Annotated in this window: 15 protein-coding genes and 2 pseudogenes; 3 read left to right on the top strand and 14 right to left on the bottom strand. The window is 71.5% G+C overall.

Going from position 1 to position 16,542, the window contains the following annotated elements; all coding sequences use genetic code 11:
- Positions 1-155: 155 nt before the first annotated feature.
- The 9 genes and pseudogenes from ACQEV2_RS11620 to ACQEV2_RS11580 all read right to left on the bottom strand — a co-directional run bounded on the left by ACQEV2_RS11620 (position 156) and on the right by ACQEV2_RS11580 (position 8,511).
- On the bottom strand, positions 156-809 hold the full coding sequence (locus ACQEV2_RS11620) for a LuxR C-terminal-related transcriptional regulator (RefSeq protein ID WP_433039260.1): 654 nt from the start codon (positions 807-809) through the stop codon (positions 156-158).
- Complete coding sequence (locus tag ACQEV2_RS11615) at positions 794-2,074, bottom strand: sensor histidine kinase (RefSeq protein ID WP_433039259.1); 1,281 nt, start codon at positions 2,072-2,074, stop codon at positions 794-796. The genes ACQEV2_RS11620 and ACQEV2_RS11615 overlap by 16 nt, the downstream gene beginning before the upstream one ends.
- A gap of 53 nt (positions 2,075-2,127) precedes the next feature.
- A complete protein-coding gene (locus tag ACQEV2_RS11610; RefSeq protein ID WP_433039258.1) occupies positions 2,128-3,156 on the bottom strand; it encodes an SDR family oxidoreductase in 1,029 nt (342 codons plus the stop codon).
- An 84-nt stretch (positions 3,157-3,240) separates the two neighbouring features.
- Complete coding sequence (locus ACQEV2_RS11605; RefSeq protein WP_433039257.1) at positions 3,241-3,798, bottom strand: winged helix-turn-helix domain-containing protein; 558 nt, start codon at positions 3,796-3,798, stop codon at positions 3,241-3,243.
- Positions 3,799-4,062: 264 nt separating this feature from the next.
- Positions 4,063-4,985 (bottom strand): annotated as a pseudogene (locus tag ACQEV2_RS11600) (DUF6891 domain-containing protein).
- A 100-nt stretch (positions 4,986-5,085) separates the two neighbouring features.
- Entirely contained in the window at positions 5,086-6,117 is a 1,032-nt protein-coding gene (gene glnII, locus ACQEV2_RS11595; protein ID WP_433039256.1) for a glutamine synthetase, read from the bottom strand.
- A gap of 317 nt (positions 6,118-6,434) precedes the next feature.
- Positions 6,435-7,157, bottom strand: coding sequence for a hypothetical protein (locus tag ACQEV2_RS11590; protein WP_433039255.1), 723 nt, complete (start codon positions 7,155-7,157; stop codon positions 6,435-6,437).
- A 96-nt stretch (positions 7,158-7,253) separates the two neighbouring features.
- The gene (locus ACQEV2_RS11585) at positions 7,254-8,093 is read right to left on the bottom strand and encodes a hypothetical protein (RefSeq protein ID WP_433039254.1); all 840 of its coding nucleotides are present in this window, start codon (positions 8,091-8,093) and stop codon (positions 7,254-7,256) included.
- Between the two features lie 58 nt (positions 8,094-8,151).
- Entirely contained in the window at positions 8,152-8,511 is a 360-nt protein-coding gene (locus tag ACQEV2_RS11580; RefSeq protein WP_433039253.1) for an arsenate reductase family protein, read from the bottom strand.
- A gap of 231 nt (positions 8,512-8,742) precedes the next feature.
- Here ACQEV2_RS11580 and ACQEV2_RS11575 point away from each other — a divergent pair, with 231 nt between their 5' ends.
- Positions 8,743-9,069 (top strand): hypothetical protein, encoded by a 327-nt coding sequence (locus ACQEV2_RS11575; RefSeq protein WP_398818265.1) that lies wholly within the window; start codon positions 8,743-8,745, stop codon positions 9,067-9,069.
- A gap of 95 nt (positions 9,070-9,164) precedes the next feature.
- On the opposite strand, the gene ACQEV2_RS11570 is transcribed toward ACQEV2_RS11575, so the two are convergent.
- Entirely contained in the window at positions 9,165-10,355 is a 1,191-nt protein-coding gene (locus tag ACQEV2_RS11570) for a winged helix DNA-binding domain-containing protein (protein ID WP_433039252.1), read from the bottom strand.
- A 447-nt stretch (positions 10,356-10,802) separates the two neighbouring features.
- On the opposite strand from ACQEV2_RS11570, the gene ACQEV2_RS11565 reads away from it, so the two are divergent.
- Complete coding sequence (locus ACQEV2_RS11565) at positions 10,803-12,170, top strand: DUF2252 domain-containing protein (protein WP_433039251.1); 1,368 nt, start codon at positions 10,803-10,805, stop codon at positions 12,168-12,170.
- A 219-nt stretch (positions 12,171-12,389) separates the two neighbouring features.
- Here the strand turns inward: ACQEV2_RS11565 and ACQEV2_RS11560 are convergent.
- A pseudogene (locus ACQEV2_RS11560) lies at positions 12,390-14,035 on the bottom strand (alpha/beta fold hydrolase).
- 257 nt (positions 14,036-14,292) lie between these two features.
- On the opposite strand from ACQEV2_RS11560, the gene ACQEV2_RS11555 reads away from it, so the two are divergent.
- On the top strand, positions 14,293-14,580 hold the full coding sequence (locus ACQEV2_RS11555; RefSeq protein WP_433039250.1) for a hypothetical protein: 288 nt from the start codon (positions 14,293-14,295) through the stop codon (positions 14,578-14,580).
- 33 nt (positions 14,581-14,613) lie between these two features.
- On the opposite strand, the gene pspAB is transcribed toward ACQEV2_RS11555, so the two are convergent.
- From pspAB to ACQEV2_RS11540, 3 genes are all read right to left on the bottom strand, one after another.
- Positions 14,614-15,198 (bottom strand): PspA-associated protein PspAB, encoded by a 585-nt coding sequence (gene pspAB / locus ACQEV2_RS11550; protein ID WP_433039249.1) that lies wholly within the window; start codon positions 15,196-15,198, stop codon positions 14,614-14,616.
- A 2-nt stretch (positions 15,199-15,200) separates the two neighbouring features.
- Positions 15,201-16,118, bottom strand: coding sequence for a zinc metalloprotease HtpX (htpX, locus tag ACQEV2_RS11545; protein WP_433039248.1), 918 nt, complete (start codon positions 16,116-16,118; stop codon positions 15,201-15,203).
- Positions 16,119-16,238: 120 nt separating this feature from the next.
- Positions 16,239-16,505 carry a hypothetical protein gene (locus tag ACQEV2_RS11540; RefSeq protein ID WP_433039247.1) on the bottom strand — a complete coding sequence of 89 codons (267 nt, stop codon included), beginning with the start codon at positions 16,503-16,505 and terminating at the stop codon, positions 16,239-16,241.
- Positions 16,506-16,542 lie beyond the last annotated feature (37 nt).

Below are 16,542 nucleotides of genomic sequence, written 5' to 3'. Positions count from 1 at the left end.
GAGTGAAGCGGCTCCCTCTCATACGGAGGGCGTCCCAGGGGTGTTCAGCCGTCTCGGAAATTGTTGAGAGATTCGTGAGAACGCTGTGTTCTCAACCGCCTCTGAAATACCTGGAGTTGTTGATCCCGCACGGCGGGTGAAAGGCGGGTCCGGTTTCACCGGCCGTGGTCGAGATACGCGAGAACCGCCAGCACGCGACGGTTGTCGTCGTCCGATACCTCCAGGCCCAGTTTGGCGAAGATATTGGCGGTGTGTTTCGCGATCGCCCGTTCCGTGACGACGAGCCGCTCCGCGATCGCCACATTCGACCGTCCCTGAGCCATCAGCTCCAGCACCTCCCTCTCGCGGGGGGTGAGCCGCGCCAGCGGCTGGTCGTCGGCCGCGCGCCGGCTCAGCAGCTGCTGGATCACCTGCGGGTCCATCGCGGTGCCGCCCGCCGCGACCCGCCGTACGGCGTCCACGAACTGGTCCGCGTCGAACACCCGGTCCTTCAGCAGATACCCCACCCCGCCGCTGCCGTCGGCGAGCAACTCCCGTGCGTACAGCTGCTCCACGTGCTGCGAGAGCACCAGCACCGGCAGACCGGGCTTCTTCCGGCGGGCTTCCAGCGCGCACTGCAGCCCCTCGTCGGTGTGCGTCGGCGGCAGGCGTACGTCGACCACGGCGACGTCCGGCTCCAGCTCGGCCAGCGCGCGGGACAGCTCGGGGCCGGTCTCGACAGCCGCGGCGATCTCGAAGTCGTAGGCCTGAAGGAGCCGGACGAGTCCGTCGCGCAGCAGGAACAGGTCTTCGGCTAGGACAACGCGCAAGGGAGCTCCATGGTGACCATGGTGGGACCGCCCGCGGGGCTGCTGACGGCCAGGACGCCGTCGAATGTACCCAGTCGCCGCTCGACTCCGGCCAGGCCCGAACCGGCTCCGATCACCGCGCCGCCCCTGCCGTTGTCGGTGACGGTGATGCGCAGCATGCCGTGGCCTTCCCCTTCCGCCGTGTGGTGCAGGTCGATCCAGATCCGGTCGGCGTCCGCGTGCTTGACGGCGTTGGTGAGCACCTCGCTGACCGCGAAGTACGCCGCCGACTCCACGGGTGCCTCCGCCCGCCCGGTCAGCTCCACGCTCACCTCGGTCGCGACCGGCAGCCGCAGCGCCAACGCCCGCACGGCGTCGCCCAGTCCGCGCTCGGCGAGCACGGGCGGATGGATGCCGCGCACGAGGTCGCGCAGCTCGGCGAGGGCGTCGGCGGAGGACTTGCGGGCCTGGGCGAGCAGCAGCCTGGCCTGCTCGGGGTCCTTGTCGAGCAGCATCTCGACGGTGCCCAGGTCCATGCCCATCGCGACCAGGCGGGCCTGCGCCCCGTCGTGCAGGTCGCGCTCGATACGGCGCAGTTCGGCGGCGGAGGTGTCGACGGCGTCGCGCCGGGTCTCGGTCAACACCCGTACCCGCTCGGCCAGTTCGCCCTGGTCGGAGGCGAGGACGGCGCGGGTGAGGCGGAAGTGGGCCTGGAGCAGGCGCGGGGTGAAGAAGTGGGCGAAGAAGAGCAGGACGAGGGCCAGGGCGGCGGCACCGAGCGCGGACGCCTGCCCGGTGACCGGCACGAACCCGTACCAGTACCCGTCGGGGAAGACCCGCCACAGTCCGGCCGCGATCGCGAAGCCCTCCAGCGGATAGAAGAGCAGGACCGCCGGCAGCAGCGCGGTGACGAAGCCCGCCGTCATGTCGACGGGCAGCCACAGCACGTCCCGCCAGGTCTGCGGGTCGCGGAGCATCCCGAAGGTGCGCGCCCACGGGTTGGCGTCCGGGGGCATCGGCTGGTAGGCCGACGGGATCCGCACACTGCACCACTCGGCCGCCAGCCTCCGGCGCACATCCGCGAAGTCCCGCACCCCGCCCAGGATCCAGGGAGTCGTGACGATGCCGACGCCGATCGGAATGAGCGCGATGGAGACGAGGGCCAGCGTGAAGCACAGCACCGAGACGGGCAGCATCGCCACGGCCAGCACGAGCCCCCGTACGGCGGCGAGGACGACGCCCTTCGGCCGTGAACTCTTCCTGCCCGTCTTCGTGTTGGTGTCCATGCCGTCAGTCTCGTCGAGGAGACCGACGGCGGTCACGGGGCCGAGCCCCCGGATCAGAGGGTGGTGTCAGGTACACCCCGCTCGGTTGCCGCGAGGACCTTCGCCTCCACCTCCGGGTCGAGCCCCTTCGGCGTCCGGTCCGGCCGCATGGGTGCCGTACCGCCGATGTCCTGGAGCCACCGCCAGGTGTCGGCGACGGTCTCCCCGACCGGCCGGCAGCGCAGCCCGGTCGCGACGGCCCTGGAGACGTCCGCGCTGTGCAGGGCGTCGTGCAGGTCGCTGCCCGGCGGCACCCACACCGGCAGCTGGGTCCATGGCTCGATGCCCGCGTCCAGGATCACCTCGGGTTCGGTCCAGCGCAGCTCGGCGGTTCCGCCGACGGTGGCCACGCAGGCGTCCAGCAACTCGCCCATGGTGGCGTGCCCTTGCGGACTCATCAGGTTGTACGGCCCGCTCAGCTCCCGCTCCACCGCGCCCAGGATCCACTCCGCGAGGTCGCGGATGTCGACGTACTGGAGGGGGAGGTCCCGCGGGCCCGGCGCCAGCACCGGCCCGCCGCGCGCGATCCGGGTCAGCCACCAGGGCAGCCGGCCCACGTTCTCGTACGGACCGAGGAGCAGCCCCGCCCGCACGAGCACCGACTGGTCCGCCCCGAACTCCTCGACCGCGGCCAGCTCGCCGCCCCGCTTGTCGCGCGGGTAATCGGTGTGCTCCGCGCCGGACTCGGCGCCCTCGACCAGCGGCGCGTCCTCGGTGTACCCGGCGGGCGGCGCCCACGCGTACACCGAGCAGCTCGACACATACACATACCGTCCGGCGCGGCCCCGCAGCAGCCGCGCCGTGTCCCGCACCGCGCGGGGCGCCGCCGACCAGGTGTCGACGACGGCGTCCCACGCGCCGGTGTCCTCGGCGAGGGCGGCGAGCCCGTCGGCCGCGGTGCGGTCACCCCGCAGCAACCGCACCCCGGCGGGGGGCTCGTGCCGACCCCGGTTGAAGACGGTCACGTCCCAGCCGCGCCCGAGCGCCGCCTCCACGACGGCCCGCCCCGCGAACTCCGTACCACCCAGCACCAGAAGTCTCATACCGCCGACTCTGCCCGGTGCGGGCGCGGGACGGAACAGGACTCTGCCGTCAGCAGAAGGGTTCCGAGGGGGCGGCCGGGCAGGTCAGCGCCCGCTCGGCGGGGTGTACTTGTACCCCACGCGCCGCACGGTCCGGATCGCGTCCCGGTGCTCTGCGCCCAGCTTGCGGCGCAGCCGGGCGATGTGGACGTCGACGGTACGGCCGTCGCCCACATGCCCGTACCCCCACACCGTGGTGACCAGCTGGTCGCGGGTGTGCACCCGGTGGGGGTTGGCCACCAGATGGGCGAGCAGCTCGAACTCCAGGTAGGTGAGGTTGAGTTCACGCCCGTCGACCGCGGCGGTGCGCCGCACGGCGTCGACGGTGACGAGCGGGTCGCCGTCGGCGTCACGGGCCGCCGGGCCCGGGACCGGCGGCTGCTGGTCGGCGGGGACGAGCACCAGGTAGCCGATCATCGGCGGCTGCCCCGGCAGGGTGGGCAGGGAGTGCGGGGGAGCGGGCAGCCAGGTGGCACCCGGCGGCAGGAGGTCCGCGACGTCGATCACCTCGTCCCGGTCCACGGCACGCAGATGATGCCGTGGAGCGTTCGGGGCAGGGGAGTTGAGCGTGGCGGCGGTGGAGAGAGAACGAGTGGTCGCCATGAGAGGTCAGCTCTTTCGCGCGAGAAGTCCGTCGGACGTGGGACGTTGAGAGACGTACGTCGTTTTCGCGCTGGCCGGAGGCCGGGAGGGTACGGCTTTACAGGGCCCGCGCGTTCACCGCGCGGCAACACACCCGGTCGAAGTCGTGGTGCTGACGGGAAGGCCAGAAGGGCTCGAGGTCATGGCGACCTGTCGCGGAGTACTTCTGGAAGCTGGCCATGCCCCCATTGAAGCAGACGCCCGCCTGCGGCGGGACCCTTCGTCTCATCCTTCCAGCCGTTTCTCCCAGGTCAACGGCGTGACGTTGATCGCTCTGCCGGGGGAGCCGTCCCACTCCGTGGACAGGCCCACCTCGGCGAGCGCGGAGACGACCTCGTGCCCGACGGCGGTGGTGGTCTCCTCGGAGCCGTCGAACCCGCCGTAGTAGAGGCTGAGTCCGTATCCGTCGGCGGCGTGCTCCGTGCCCTGCTGGTGGAAGAAGACGAACCCCCGCGCGTCCTCGCGTTCCGCACCTATCTCCGCCATGCCGCAGCCCCGGCAACAGGTGAAGTTCTCCCGGGCGGTGATGCCACCGGCTTCCAGCACCTCGAAGGCGCTGGTGAGCCGCTCCGGATCGGTGACGCCCTCCCACACCTCCTGCTCGGCGAGCCGCTCCACCCACAGCCGGTCCACCAGGTGCCAGGCCTGGGCGTTGGACACCGGCCGCTCATCACCGTCGACAAGGTGGTCCTCGGCGATCTCGACAAGCTCACTCCGGCTGTCGTACCCGCAGCGCAGCCGCGCCCGCACCCGCTCCTCGACCTTCTCCCGCACCTCGTCCGGCAGCGCGGCCACCTCCTCCCGAGGCCCCGGATCGACCGGCTCCCACACCACGCCCGCGTCCCAGCCGGCCTCCTGCCGTGCCCAGCCGGTCAGCAGGTCCGCCACCCGGCCGACGTCGGTGAGGTTCGTGCCGTGGAAGTCGTCCGGGCCACCGCGGTGCTCCAGCCGGTGTCCCCGCCCTCCTCGTGCCACACCTGCGCGAACACATCGGGCAGGTCCGGTATCCGCTGGACGATCAGGAACCGGTCCCCGGATCCCCCGATCCGCCGGACCAGCTTCCGCAGCCGCCCCGCCGAAATCCGCGCGTGCGTCTGCCAGTTCTCCGTCTCGACCCTGATGGGCAGGCCGTCCCCGTCGATCACCATGTCCCCCACCATGGCACGCACCACTGACAACCGGTCACCGCACGGCGAAGGGGGCGCCCACCTCGACGGTGGACGCCCCCTCAAGGAGCCCTGGGTGGGATCAGACCTGGCCGGCCTTCTCCAGCGCGGAGCAGCAGGTGTCGACGAGCAGACGCGTCACGACGTACGGGTCGACGTTGGCGTTCGGACGGCGGTCCTCGATGTAGCCCTTGCCGTCCTTCTCGACCTGCCACGGGATACGGACCGAGGCGCCACGGTTGGAGACACCGTAGGAGTACTCGTTCCACGGGGCGGTCTCGTGCAGACCGGTCAGACGGTCGTCGATGCCGGCGCCGTAGTTCTTGACGTGGTCGAGCGGCTTGGAGCCCTCACCGAGCGACTCGCACGCGGTGATGATCGCGTCGTAGCCCTCGCGCATCGCCTTGGTGGAGAAGTTGGTGTGCGCGCCCGCGCCGTTCCAGTCGCCCTTGACCGGCTTCGGGTCCAGCGTCGCGGAGACACCGAAGTCCTCGGCGGTGCGGTACAGCAGCCAGCGGGCGATCCACAGCTGGTCCGAGACCTCGAGCGGGGCGAGCGGGCCGACCTGGAACTCCCACTGGCCGGGCATGACCTCGGCGTTGATGCCGGAGATGCCGAGACCGGCGGCCAGGCAGTTCTCCAGGTGGGCCTCGACGACCTCACGGCCGAAGATCTCGTCGGCGCCGACACCGCAGTAGTAGCCGCCCTGCGGGGCCGGGAAGCCGCCCTTGGGGAAGCCGAGCGGGTAGCCGTCCTGGAAGAAGGTGTACTCCTGCTCGATGCCGAAGATCGGCTCCTGGGCGGCGAACTTCTCCTCCACCTCGGCGAGCGCGGCACGGGTGTTGGTCGCGTGCGGGGTGAAGTCGATGTTCAGGACCTCACAGAGCACGAGCACGTCGTCGCCGCCGCGGATCGGGTCCGGGCAGGTGAAGACCGGCTTGAGCACACAGTCCGAGGCGTGGCCCTCGGCCTGGTTGGTGGAGGACCCGTCGAAGCCCCAGATCGGCAGCGCGTCCAGACCCGCGGGCTCACCCGCGATGATCTTCGTCTTGGAACGGAGCTTGGCCGTCGGCTCGGTGCCGTCGATCCAGATGTACTCAGCCTTGAAGGTCACGGGCCACATCCTTCGGGGGTGGGTCTAGGCGCACTTGCGGGTGCTGCGGCGCTGCGGCACTGAGGCGCCGCTCTTGATGCCCGCGAGCCTGTCAACAGGCGATTTCCCGGTCATTGCTCGAATGTGAACCCCGTGTTACCTGGTGGTGGTGTGGCGCGACTCACGCTGTGAGCGGCCGTACAAAGTCGATACGGCGACATCCGGCGCTGTGGGGGCGTGCCGTCCTGCGGCTCGTATGCGATGGGAATGCGTAGGTCCTGCCGCCCGTGGCCGCGGGCGGCAGGACCAGTGACACGTACGGCGTGGTTACCCGGCCATCACCCCACCTTCTCGATCACCGCGCGGCGGATCAGGAACTTGCCGGGCTCCCGCACCTGCTCGAAGGCGGCGTTGTTGAGCAGCACACAGCTGCCGGAGACGGACGTGACCTCCACCGTCGTGGACTTGTTGTTGTCCAGGTTGGTGACCTTCAGCTTCGTGCCGGCCGGGAACTGGTTGCTGGACGCGGCAGGAGCCCCGCCCTCACCGGACAGCGTCACGGTGGACCCGTTGCAGACCTGCTGGCCGGACGCCGCGGCACCGCCGCCGGTCCCGTTTCCCGCGGATGCGCTCTGCGACGGCGCGGCACCCCCGGCCTGCTCGCCCGCCTGCTCACCGGCTTGCTCACCGGCCTGCTGTCCCGCCTGCTGACCGCCCTGCGCCGGCTGCGAAGCCTGGGAGCCCTGAGCCGACTCCCCAACCGCGCACCCGGACGCTTCCTGCTGGACCTTGATCTGCTTGATGACGGCCTCGCGGTTGGCGATCCGCGCCTCCGACTGTGCGTCGGGATTGGCCCGTTGACCGTCGATGAACTTCTGGTTGTTGCCGAGAGCGGTGGCGAGCCCCTGGCAGACGTTCGAGTCCGCGGCCGACAGAGTCTTGGGACTCTGCGAGGCGTTCGAGGTGCTCGCCATGGCGAAGGCACCACCTCCTGCCACCGCCGCCGCGCTCACGAACAGCGCGATCTTCTTCTTCGTGCCGAGAGTTCTCCTGCGCGACATGCGCGCCTCCTGAGAGGTAGGGGAGCGTACGTCGCTATGTACGAGATACCGAACGAAGTTACTCAGCGGTTACAGGAGTCACTGAAGTAACCTGCGTCACACATTCTTTCCCTCCTCGTACGCCGCCACCGTGTCGTTGACGTACGACAGAAGGCCCTCCGTCTGCTGGGTGATCGCGGCCTCCTCGGTCTCCGCGCCATCGCCCCACTGTCCGCTGGCGAACACCACCGAGCGGACGGTCATCACCCGGCGGAAGACCCCCGCCGAGCCGGGCGGCACGGTCGGCAGCCCCGCCTCCGGCGGTGGATCGAGCGCGACCACCTGATACGTCACCGGGTCCATCGAGGCCATCATGAACACCCGGGAGGCGTCCTCGACGCGCGCAAAGCTCAGCACGGTGACCGTCACCTGCGAACGCCGGTCGGCGTCCGTGAAGAGGGCGGCGGTCAGCCTGGAGCAGGGCTCGCCCTGTTCGATCAGCTCGGCCAGCTGTGGCGACATTCCGCGGGCGCAGTCGGTGGTCGTCGCCAGGTCCACGCGCGTGTAACGGGAGCCGTCCTTCAGCCGCACGCTCTTCTCCGGAAACGCCTGCCCCGGGCGGATCACGGGCCGTGCCAGCAGGGAGGGCAGAGCGGTCGGCGCGTCGGAGGGCAGGGTGGCGTCGACGGTGGGAACGGGCGTATCCGATACGGCCGTCGGGGCCGGTGAGCCCGCCTCGGGGTCGCCGTCCCCGCCCCGGTACATGGCCACACCGGCGGCGATGGCCGCGACGAGAACGACGCTCGTCCCGGCGGCCACCGCGCGCCGGGTCCGCCGTCGCCGGCGTATCCGCTCCTGCTCGGCCGCCCACTGGGCGTACGGGTCGGGCTGCTGCCCATAGGGCGCGTACGGCGGGGGCTGCTGCCCGTACGGCATTCCTTGATCACCGAAGCTCATGGCGGCGGAGGGTAACACCGCGCACCGCCCCGGCACCCGCCGCCCGACAAACCCTCAACTACCGGGACAGAGCGTCCCGTACGGCCTCTTCGGTGCGGGCGACGACGGCCGTGCCGTCGTCGGCGGTGATGATGGGTCGCTGGATGAGCTTCGGATGCTCGGCGAGCGCCTTGATCCAACGGTCGCGTTCCGAGGCGTCCCGCGCCCACTCCTTGAGCCCCAGCTCCTTGGCGGCGGCCTCCTGGGTGCGCGTGATGTCCCAGGGCTCGAGTCCGAGCCGTTCGAGTACGTCCCGGATCTCGTCCTCGGTGGGTACTTCCTCCAGGTAGCGGCGGACGGTGTAGTCGGCGCCCTCGGCGTCGAGGAGCGTGAGCGCGCTGCGGCACTTGGAGCAGGCCGGGTTGATCCAGATTTCCATGTCGCACACGGTAGCCCGTGGGAGCGCTGTTCGATTTTGACACCGCCTCACGCGCACCTGGGGAAGCTGGTGTGACAGGGCGCCAAATACCTTCCTCACCTGGAGATTTACTGGGCTGCTCGGGCTCCCTGATTGTCAGTGGGGGCCGGTAAACTGGGAGCAGTGTTCGAGGGAATCGCCGAGGACGCCGAAGTCTCCGGCGAGCGCCCTGACCGCGACAGGAGGATGCCTGTGCCCGCTGCCGCACTGAAGCCGAAGCCGACCCGTAAGCCGCTGCCCACCCAGTCCACCGCGAAGCACCCGGTCCTGCTGGACCTGCCGTACGCGCCCGTGGAGAAGCGGCCGCTGCCGCCGGGCCGTCCGCGCGAGTGGTACGTCACCCACAACCGCCGCCTCAAGGCCATGCGCCTAGCGATCGCCCTGCTCGACTCGGGCGTCTACATGCCGAACCAGGCGCGCAACGAGACGATACGGAGCACCGCCGAGATGATCGGGGTTCATCCGCCGTCGGAGACGACGTGCCACATGGTGCGGGCGCTGATGCGGTACGCGCGATAACCGTGGCGCCGGGTGCCGTCCGTTGTCGGCGGCGCCCGGCGTTGTCGTTGCCGTCTACCTGGGCCGGCGTTGACATGGGCTCCCGGAGGTGCCGCCTACTCCGCCAACTCCCGCTCCAGCGGCGTCCGGAACCGAGGCGTCACCCGAGCCGCCCCCACCCACTCCAGCAACCGCTCCGCCTCCACCGCGACCGCCGCCTCCGCCGCGTGCCGCTCCGCGCGGCCCAAGTCCTCCAGCAACCGCCAGACGATCTCCCCGTCCCTGCGCTGGGCCCAGCCGCCCACCACACGCCCGTTCCACCACACCGTCGGCCCCACATTGCCGCTCTGGTCGAACAGCGACGGCCACAGTTCCGGCCCCAGATACCACTCCCGCCGCTGCCACCCCATCGCCGTGGGGTCGAGGGCGGGCAGCAGCGCCGCCCACGGCTCCGGGGGCCCGGCCACGGGGTCGACATCGCCGTCGACGACGTACCCCGTCCCCTCGTCGAGGGACACGGCCTGCGCCCCGATCGCCGCCAGGGCCCGGCGCACCTCCGTCACGCGCCACCCCGTCCACCATTTCAGGTCCGCTTCCGTCGCCGGTCCGCACACCGCGAGCCAGCGCAGCAGCAGCTCCGCCTGCGCCTCGGCCACGTCGAGCTCGGGGTGCTCGGGTGCCGGTGCCCACCGGAACTGCGAGGACGTCCAGGAGCCCAGCGGCCGCCCCCGCACCACCTTCCCCTCGACGCCCAGCACCCGCAGCAGCCGCGTCGAGACGGTGTGCACCCCCTCGTAGCTCTTCCCGGCCGCGTACACGAACTGCTCGCGCAACCGCGGCTCCTCCTCGGCGAGTTCGGCCGCCGTGGCCTGCCCGCGGCGCGCCAGCGCGGCCAGCGCCGACTCCTCGACCTCCGCCAGCCATGCCGCGTCCGGCGCCCCCGCCTTCGCCATGTCCTTGACCAGCGAGACCCGCTCCCGGGCGGCGACCGCGAGGCCGGTCGAGGCGTGTACGACGGCCGTCAGCGCGGTGGGGAACACGAACACCGTGTGCCGCATGCCGTGCATCCGGACCAGCGCCCGGTCCTCGTACAGTGCCCGCTCGGTCCGGGCGACGGTCTTCGCGGGCTCCGCCAGCCGTGCGCCCACGGCCAGGTACACGGTCGCCGGATCGGTTCCGTGCAACGCCACCAGGGACTCGGCGACCTCCACCGGCCCGGCGGCCCGCGCCACCCCGGCCAGCCGATGCCGCAACCCCAAGCGAGCCCGCCGCTCCGCCACCCCGATGTACCGCACCCCGTCACCCATCCCGACCTCCACCCGTCGCGCCGTCCCGCGTCCTCATCCCTGACCGCATCCTCCCCGACACCACTGACAGTGGCTCCCCGCCGGGCGGCTACCGGCCCCGTCAGCTGACAGCCGGGCCGGGGGACGGGTACGTCGCTGATCGCATCCTCCCGGATGCCCCTGACAGTGGTCCGCGACCGTGGCGGTCACGGGTCCCGTCATTGCTCAGCGCATCTCACCGGACGCCACTGCCCGTGACCCGCCGCCGTGGCGGCCGCCGCCCCGTCACCCGAGTGCCGTATACGGCATGCGTACGCCCCTCGTCCGGCCGTTCACTGCGAGCAGGAGGTGGCGCCCGCTCGAGCGGGCGTGGCGGTGCGTGGCAGTGGGAGGCGCGATGGGCAGTGAGGGCACGTACGGCATACGACAGTCACCGCACGGGCCGGACGGATGCGGAGCCGGTCTCTCATGACCGCCCCGGCCACCCCCGCCCACCCCGCCACCCCCGCCGACCGAGCACTCCGCGGGAAGGCGGTCCGCAAGCACGTCTCCCGTTCCGCGCACGCCGCCCGGGTGCCCTCCGCGGACCGCCCCGACCCCGTCGCCGTACTGGAACGCCAGGGCCATGACCGGCTGCCGGAGCTGCTGCCGATCCGGTACGGCCGGATGGCGGCCTCCCCGTTCGCCTTCCTGCGCGGCGCCGCCGCCGTGATGGCCGCCGACCTCGCCGCCGCCCCGCACACCGGCCTCACCGTGCAGCTGTGCGGCGACGCGCACCTGCTCAACTTCGGTCTCTACGCCTCCCCGGAACGCGCCCTCCTGTTCGACCTGAACGACTTCGACGAGACGTTCCCCGGCCCGTTCGAGTGGGACGTCAAACGGCTCGCCGCCTCCGTCGCCGTGGCCGCCCGCGAGAACGGCCACCCGGAGGCCAAGGCCGGCCGCGCCGCTCTGGCCGCCGTGGCCGCATACCGCACCACCATCCGCCGACTGGCCCGGCTCGGCGAGCTCGACGTCTGGTACACCCGCGTCGACGCCGAGCAGCTCCTGCCCCTGGCCCGCTCCACCCGCAGCCGCCGCCGCGCCGAGTCCAGCCTCGGCCGGGCCCGCCGCCGCACCAGCCTGCAGGCCTACGGCAAGCTCACCGACGTCGTCGACGGGCGCCGGCGCATCATCCACGACCCGCCGCTGCTGGAACCCGCGGGCACCTCCGACATGGCCTCCCTGCGCAAGATCTTCAGCGACTACCGCTCGACCCTCTCCGAGGAGCGCCGCCTGCTCCTCGACCGCTACCGCTTCGTCGACGCGGCCCGCAAGGTCGTCGGCGTCGGCAGCGTCGGCCTGCGCTGCTTCATCGTGCTGCTCGCCGGACGGGACGCCGACGACCCGCTGTTCCTGCAGATCAAGGAGGCCCGGCAGTCCGTCCTGGAGGAGCATCTGCCGAGCGGGCCCTACACCCACCCCGGCCACCGCGTCGTCGCGGGTCAGCGTCTGCTGCAGGCCGCGAGCGACATCTTCCTCGGCTGGATGTCCGGCCCGCAGGGCCGCGCCTTCTACTGGCGTCAGCTCCGCGACATGAAGGCCACCGCGGACGTCGCCGGGATGAGGCCGGACGACCTCCTGGCCTACGCCCGGCTGTGCGGCACCGCCCTCGCCCGGGCCCACGCCCGCTCCGGCGACCGGATCGCCATCGCCGGGTACCTCGGCGGCGCCGACACCTTCGACCGCGCGATCACCGACTTCGCCCTGGCCTACGCCGACCAGACCACCGCCGAACCCGCGGCCCTGGGCGCGGCCGTCGCGGCCGGGGTGGTCAGGGCCGCGCCCGGGGTGTGACGCCGTCAGCCGTACCGCTCCGAACCTCGTCAGCCATACAGTTCCCGGGAGAACCCGTCAGCCGCCCGGTTCCCGGGAGACCCCGTGAGCCGCCCGGTTCCTGGGACCTCGTCAGCCGCCCAGCCCCAGCTCCCGGGCCTCGTCGGCCGTACGACTCCGGCGGCGGCGTCGACCGTACGGCTCCGACGGCGGCCTCAGGCATACGGCTCCGGCGCCCTGTCAGCCGTACCGCTCCAGCAGCCCGCCCACATACGCCGTCAGCCGCTCGCCCAGTACCTGAGGCGTCAGGTCCGTCCGCCCCAGCTCACGCCATGGCCCCGCGAGCTTCGCCGCATCGGGGGAGTACGCGAGGGCGTCGAGCAGCCGCCAGTACAGGTGGTCGCCGGCGTCGGCGAGGCGGCGTCCGCCGTGTGCCTCGTACCGGTCCCGGAAGCCGAGCCCGTGCTCGGGGCCGTGCAGCAGGGCCAGCGCCGTGGAGCAGTGGGCGACGTCGAGGTCGGCCGGGCCCCACGACGTCTCCACCCAGTCGACGACACCGCTGATCCGCAGCTCCGCGCCCGCGCCGCTGAACAGCACGTTCCCGGGTGGTAGTCCCGGTGCAGGAAGCAGCCGTCGTAGGCGGGGGGCTCGGCGCGGATCACGTCCACGGCCCGTTCCCAGAGTGCTCCGCCCGGATGCCGTACTCGCTCCGGGGACGTCCACGCCTGGTACGTACGCGGGCGCTCCTCCGGTACGACCCGGTGGATCCAGGCGAGTTGGGCGGCCAGGAGGTCCAGGCGACGTTCCAGATCCTCCTCGTCGACCCGCACCCGGCCCGGCAGCAGGGACATCAGCAGCGACGGGTGGTCGCAGTGCTCGGCGGTGGCGTCCACGGCGATCAACCGGGGTGCGGGGATGTGGTCGTGGGCGGCGAGCAGGGTGTGGATCGACGCCTCGCGGCTCAGCAGGCCGGGTGCGTGTGCGCGGAAGAAGGGCTTCACGAACGTGCGCAGCGCGAGCTCCGTGCCGTCGTCGAGGGTGAGCCGCCGCATCTGCGAGCTCCACCCGCCCTTCGCGAAGGCGGCGCGGGCGACGGTCCGCCCGTCGGGCAGCTGCTTGTCCAGCCATGACCGGGTGGCCGTCCACCCCCGGTCGCCCAGGCCGGTCAGCACCGCGGTCACGAACTCCCGCCGGTCCTCGGCGTGTTCCTCGAACCACAGCCCCAGCATGTGCTCCGCGTCCGGTACGTCGAAACGGCTGAACTGCGCACGGGCGGCCAGCGCGTCCTGTACCGCCTCCGTCACGTCCGGCGGGATGACCGCTTCCGTCCCCGGCACCGCGAGCACCGCCCGCCCCTCGTACGCGCGCAGTACGTCCAGTGCGGGCGCCCCGCGCCAGCCCTCCGGTCTGCGGATGATCTCGCTGAACCGCCCGTCCCCCTCACCGAAGGGAACGTCCCACGCCTCCTCCGCGTACACCGCCGGCGCGCACAGGCCCACCGCCGCCACCCGTTCCCCGTAGTGCCCGACGAGGTCCGCCACGGTCTGCCCGCTCATGCTGAAGCCGACCAGAATCAGTGGACCGCCGTCCGGCACCTGCGCGTCGATGACGGCGACCGCCTGCTCGAAGCGCCGCCGCAGGCTCAACTCCCTCAGCACGCCGGTGCTTTCACCGTGGCCCGAGAAGTCGAAGGCCAGCCCGCGGCAGCCGCGCGCCACGAACTCCGTCAGCAGCGGCACCAACCGCTCCTTGCTGCCGTTGCCCGCCCCGTGCAGCAGCACGACGGTGGCCGATTCCGGGCCGCCGCCGTCATCGCCGTACACCCCACTGAGCCGTTCACCGTCGCAGGCGTATGTGAAAGAGGAGAGCTCGGTCATGCGCCCCATTCACGCACACAACTCGGGCCCCGGGAAAAGGAGATGCACGCCGAGTGACCGGCTCCCTACCCTGGACATGCGTAACGGAGCTGTTCACGCCGCTTCTCGCAGGGCAGGCGTCACCCTGCGGACTCGGGGCTACTCTCTACGCACCGACGGACGGCCGCCTTCCCCCAGCGCCCCGTCGAGACATCGATCACCGCTCCAGATCCAGGTTCAGACCCAGATCCAGATCCAGAAACAACCCACGCTCACGGAGGCCCGTGATGGGCACCATCGTCATGTCCGGGACTGTCGTCCTGGTGATCCTAGGATTCGGAAACCACCTCTACTGGCTGGCCGCCGTCGCCGTGCTGTTCCTGTACCTGCAGTACGGCCGGGACTCCTCCGCGTCGCGCGGCGGAGCCGGGGGAGGGTCCTCGTCGGGAGGGCCCATGCCCGCGGACTACCGCGCCTACCGCGACCGCCGCGACATGCAGGCCAAGTGGGAGCGCCGCTACCGCCGCGAGCGTCCCCTCGAGGCCCGTCGTCAGGAGCGCGAGAAGAGCAAGTGAGACCAGCCCCGCTGGTAGCCCCGGTGCCTCCGGTCACAGGCCGGGGGCACCCCAGACCGGGAACCAGCGGTTCAGGTCCTGCTCGATCCGCAGGTCGTTCGCGAGGGCGGCCTTCACCCGCAGTTCCAGCGGGTTGTCGCGCCGTTCCGCCCTGCCGGGCAGCGGCGCGAAGGGAAAGAAGGTGCCGCGTTTGTAGAGGTAGACGAGGGCGAGCCGCCTGCCCTCGTCGTCCTCGAAGCCGGCCAGGGAGCAGAGCAGTTGCGGGCCGAAGCCGTTGACCTCCATCGCGCTGTTCACCGCGTGCAGGTCGTTGACCAGCTCCGGCAGCTGCTCGGGTGTGCGCCGGGAGACCAGCCACGAGTAGCCGTAGCCGTCCCGGGTCAGCTCCACCGGCCGGCCCTCGCGCTCGGCGTCCGCGTCGAGCAGCGCCTGCACCTCGCGGTGCGTCTGCTCGAAAGCCGCGCCCTCGACCGCGGCGAAGCACACCGCCCCGCTCCCGGTCGGCCGGAACCCGGCCGCCGCCTCCAGCGTCACCGCCGCCGACGGCAGCGCGAAGAGCTGGTCGAGATCGGGCGCGACCGGTTTCGTACGACCGAGCAGAATGTCCAGCAGCCCCATGCTCACGCCCCTCCGGGAGCCGCCGCCTCGCCCAGCTCGACCGAGATCCGCCCCAGTTGGTCGAGTCGCTGCTCCAGACTCGGGTGGGTCGAGAAGAGCCGCGCGACCGACGGCTCACGGCCGAGCGCCGGCGTGAAGTAGAAGGCGTTGAAGGCCTGCGCCGTCCGCAGATCCTTGGTGGGGATCCGGGCGATGTCCCCTGTCACCTTGGTGAGCGCGGAGGCCAGCACCGAGGGCCGCCCCGTGAGCAGCGCCGCGGCCCGGTCGGCGGCCAGCTCCCGGTACCGGGACAGGGCCCGGATCAGCAGGAAGCTGAGCGCGTACACGGCAGCCGACACCCCCATGACGACGGCGAAGACGACGGCGGTGTTCTGGTCCCGGCGCCCGCCGCCGAACAGCTGCGAGTAGAAGGCGAACCGCACGATCAGCCCCGCGATCACACCGAGGAACGAGGCGACCGTGATCACGGCGACATCCTTGTGCGCCACATGCGACAGCTCGTGCGCGAGCACTCCCTCCAGCTCGTCCGGCTCCAGCCGGCGCAGCAGCCCCGTGGTCACACAGACGACGGCGTGATCGGGATTCCGCCCGGTCGCGAACGCGTTCGGCATATCCATGTCCGACACGGCGACCACGGGCTTCGGCATGTCGGCTAGGGCGCACAGCCGGTCGACGACCCCGTGCAGCTCGGGATACTCCTCCCGCTCCACGACCCGCCCCCGCATCGCGAACAGCGCGACCCGGTCGGAGAACCAGTACTGGGCCCCCAGCAGCCCGGCCGCCACGACCACGACCAGCACCCAGGACTTCAGCAGCACGATCAACGCGGCGACGAACCCCACGTACAACAACCCGAGGAGAAACAGCGTGACGCCCATGCGGGCGGTCAACCGCCGATCACTCCTGAAGCGGCTCTGCATCTCGCATCACCCCGCGCACTCAGGCACTCGTCCCACTGCCCAGTGTGCACCCGGCAACGCCCATGAACGGGTCGTGATCGGCCCTAGGACCAGCAAAGGCCCCGGCCTCGGTACGTGGCCTCAGTACGTACGGAAGTTGATGTAGCCCAGCAGCACGATCACCGCGGCGACGCAGCCCAGGACGATCGCCGTCGACACCCAGCCCGAGCGCCGGTGGCGCCGTGCCACATGCTCGGGGTCGGCCCGGAACGGTACCGGACCGGGCGGGTTCTCCTTCCAGCGCGCGGCGAGCATCCGGGCCCGGGCCGAGGGCTCCTTGTGCTCGGCCTGCTCCGCCCACCTCAGATCGAACTCGCGCTCCTGGTCGTCGTGTTCGCGCTCGGGCATGTCCCGTCCACCCCCGTGTGGTCTCATCGGCAGCAGA

The sequence above is a fragment of the Streptomyces sp. CA-251387 genome (assembly GCF_050936625.1).
In the GTDB taxonomy this organism is placed as follows: Bacteria; Actinomycetota; Actinomycetes; order Streptomycetales; family Streptomycetaceae; genus Streptomyces.
The sequence above is the reverse complement of the archived record's forward strand: the minus strand, read 5'-3'. Positions and strand labels throughout refer to the sequence as shown.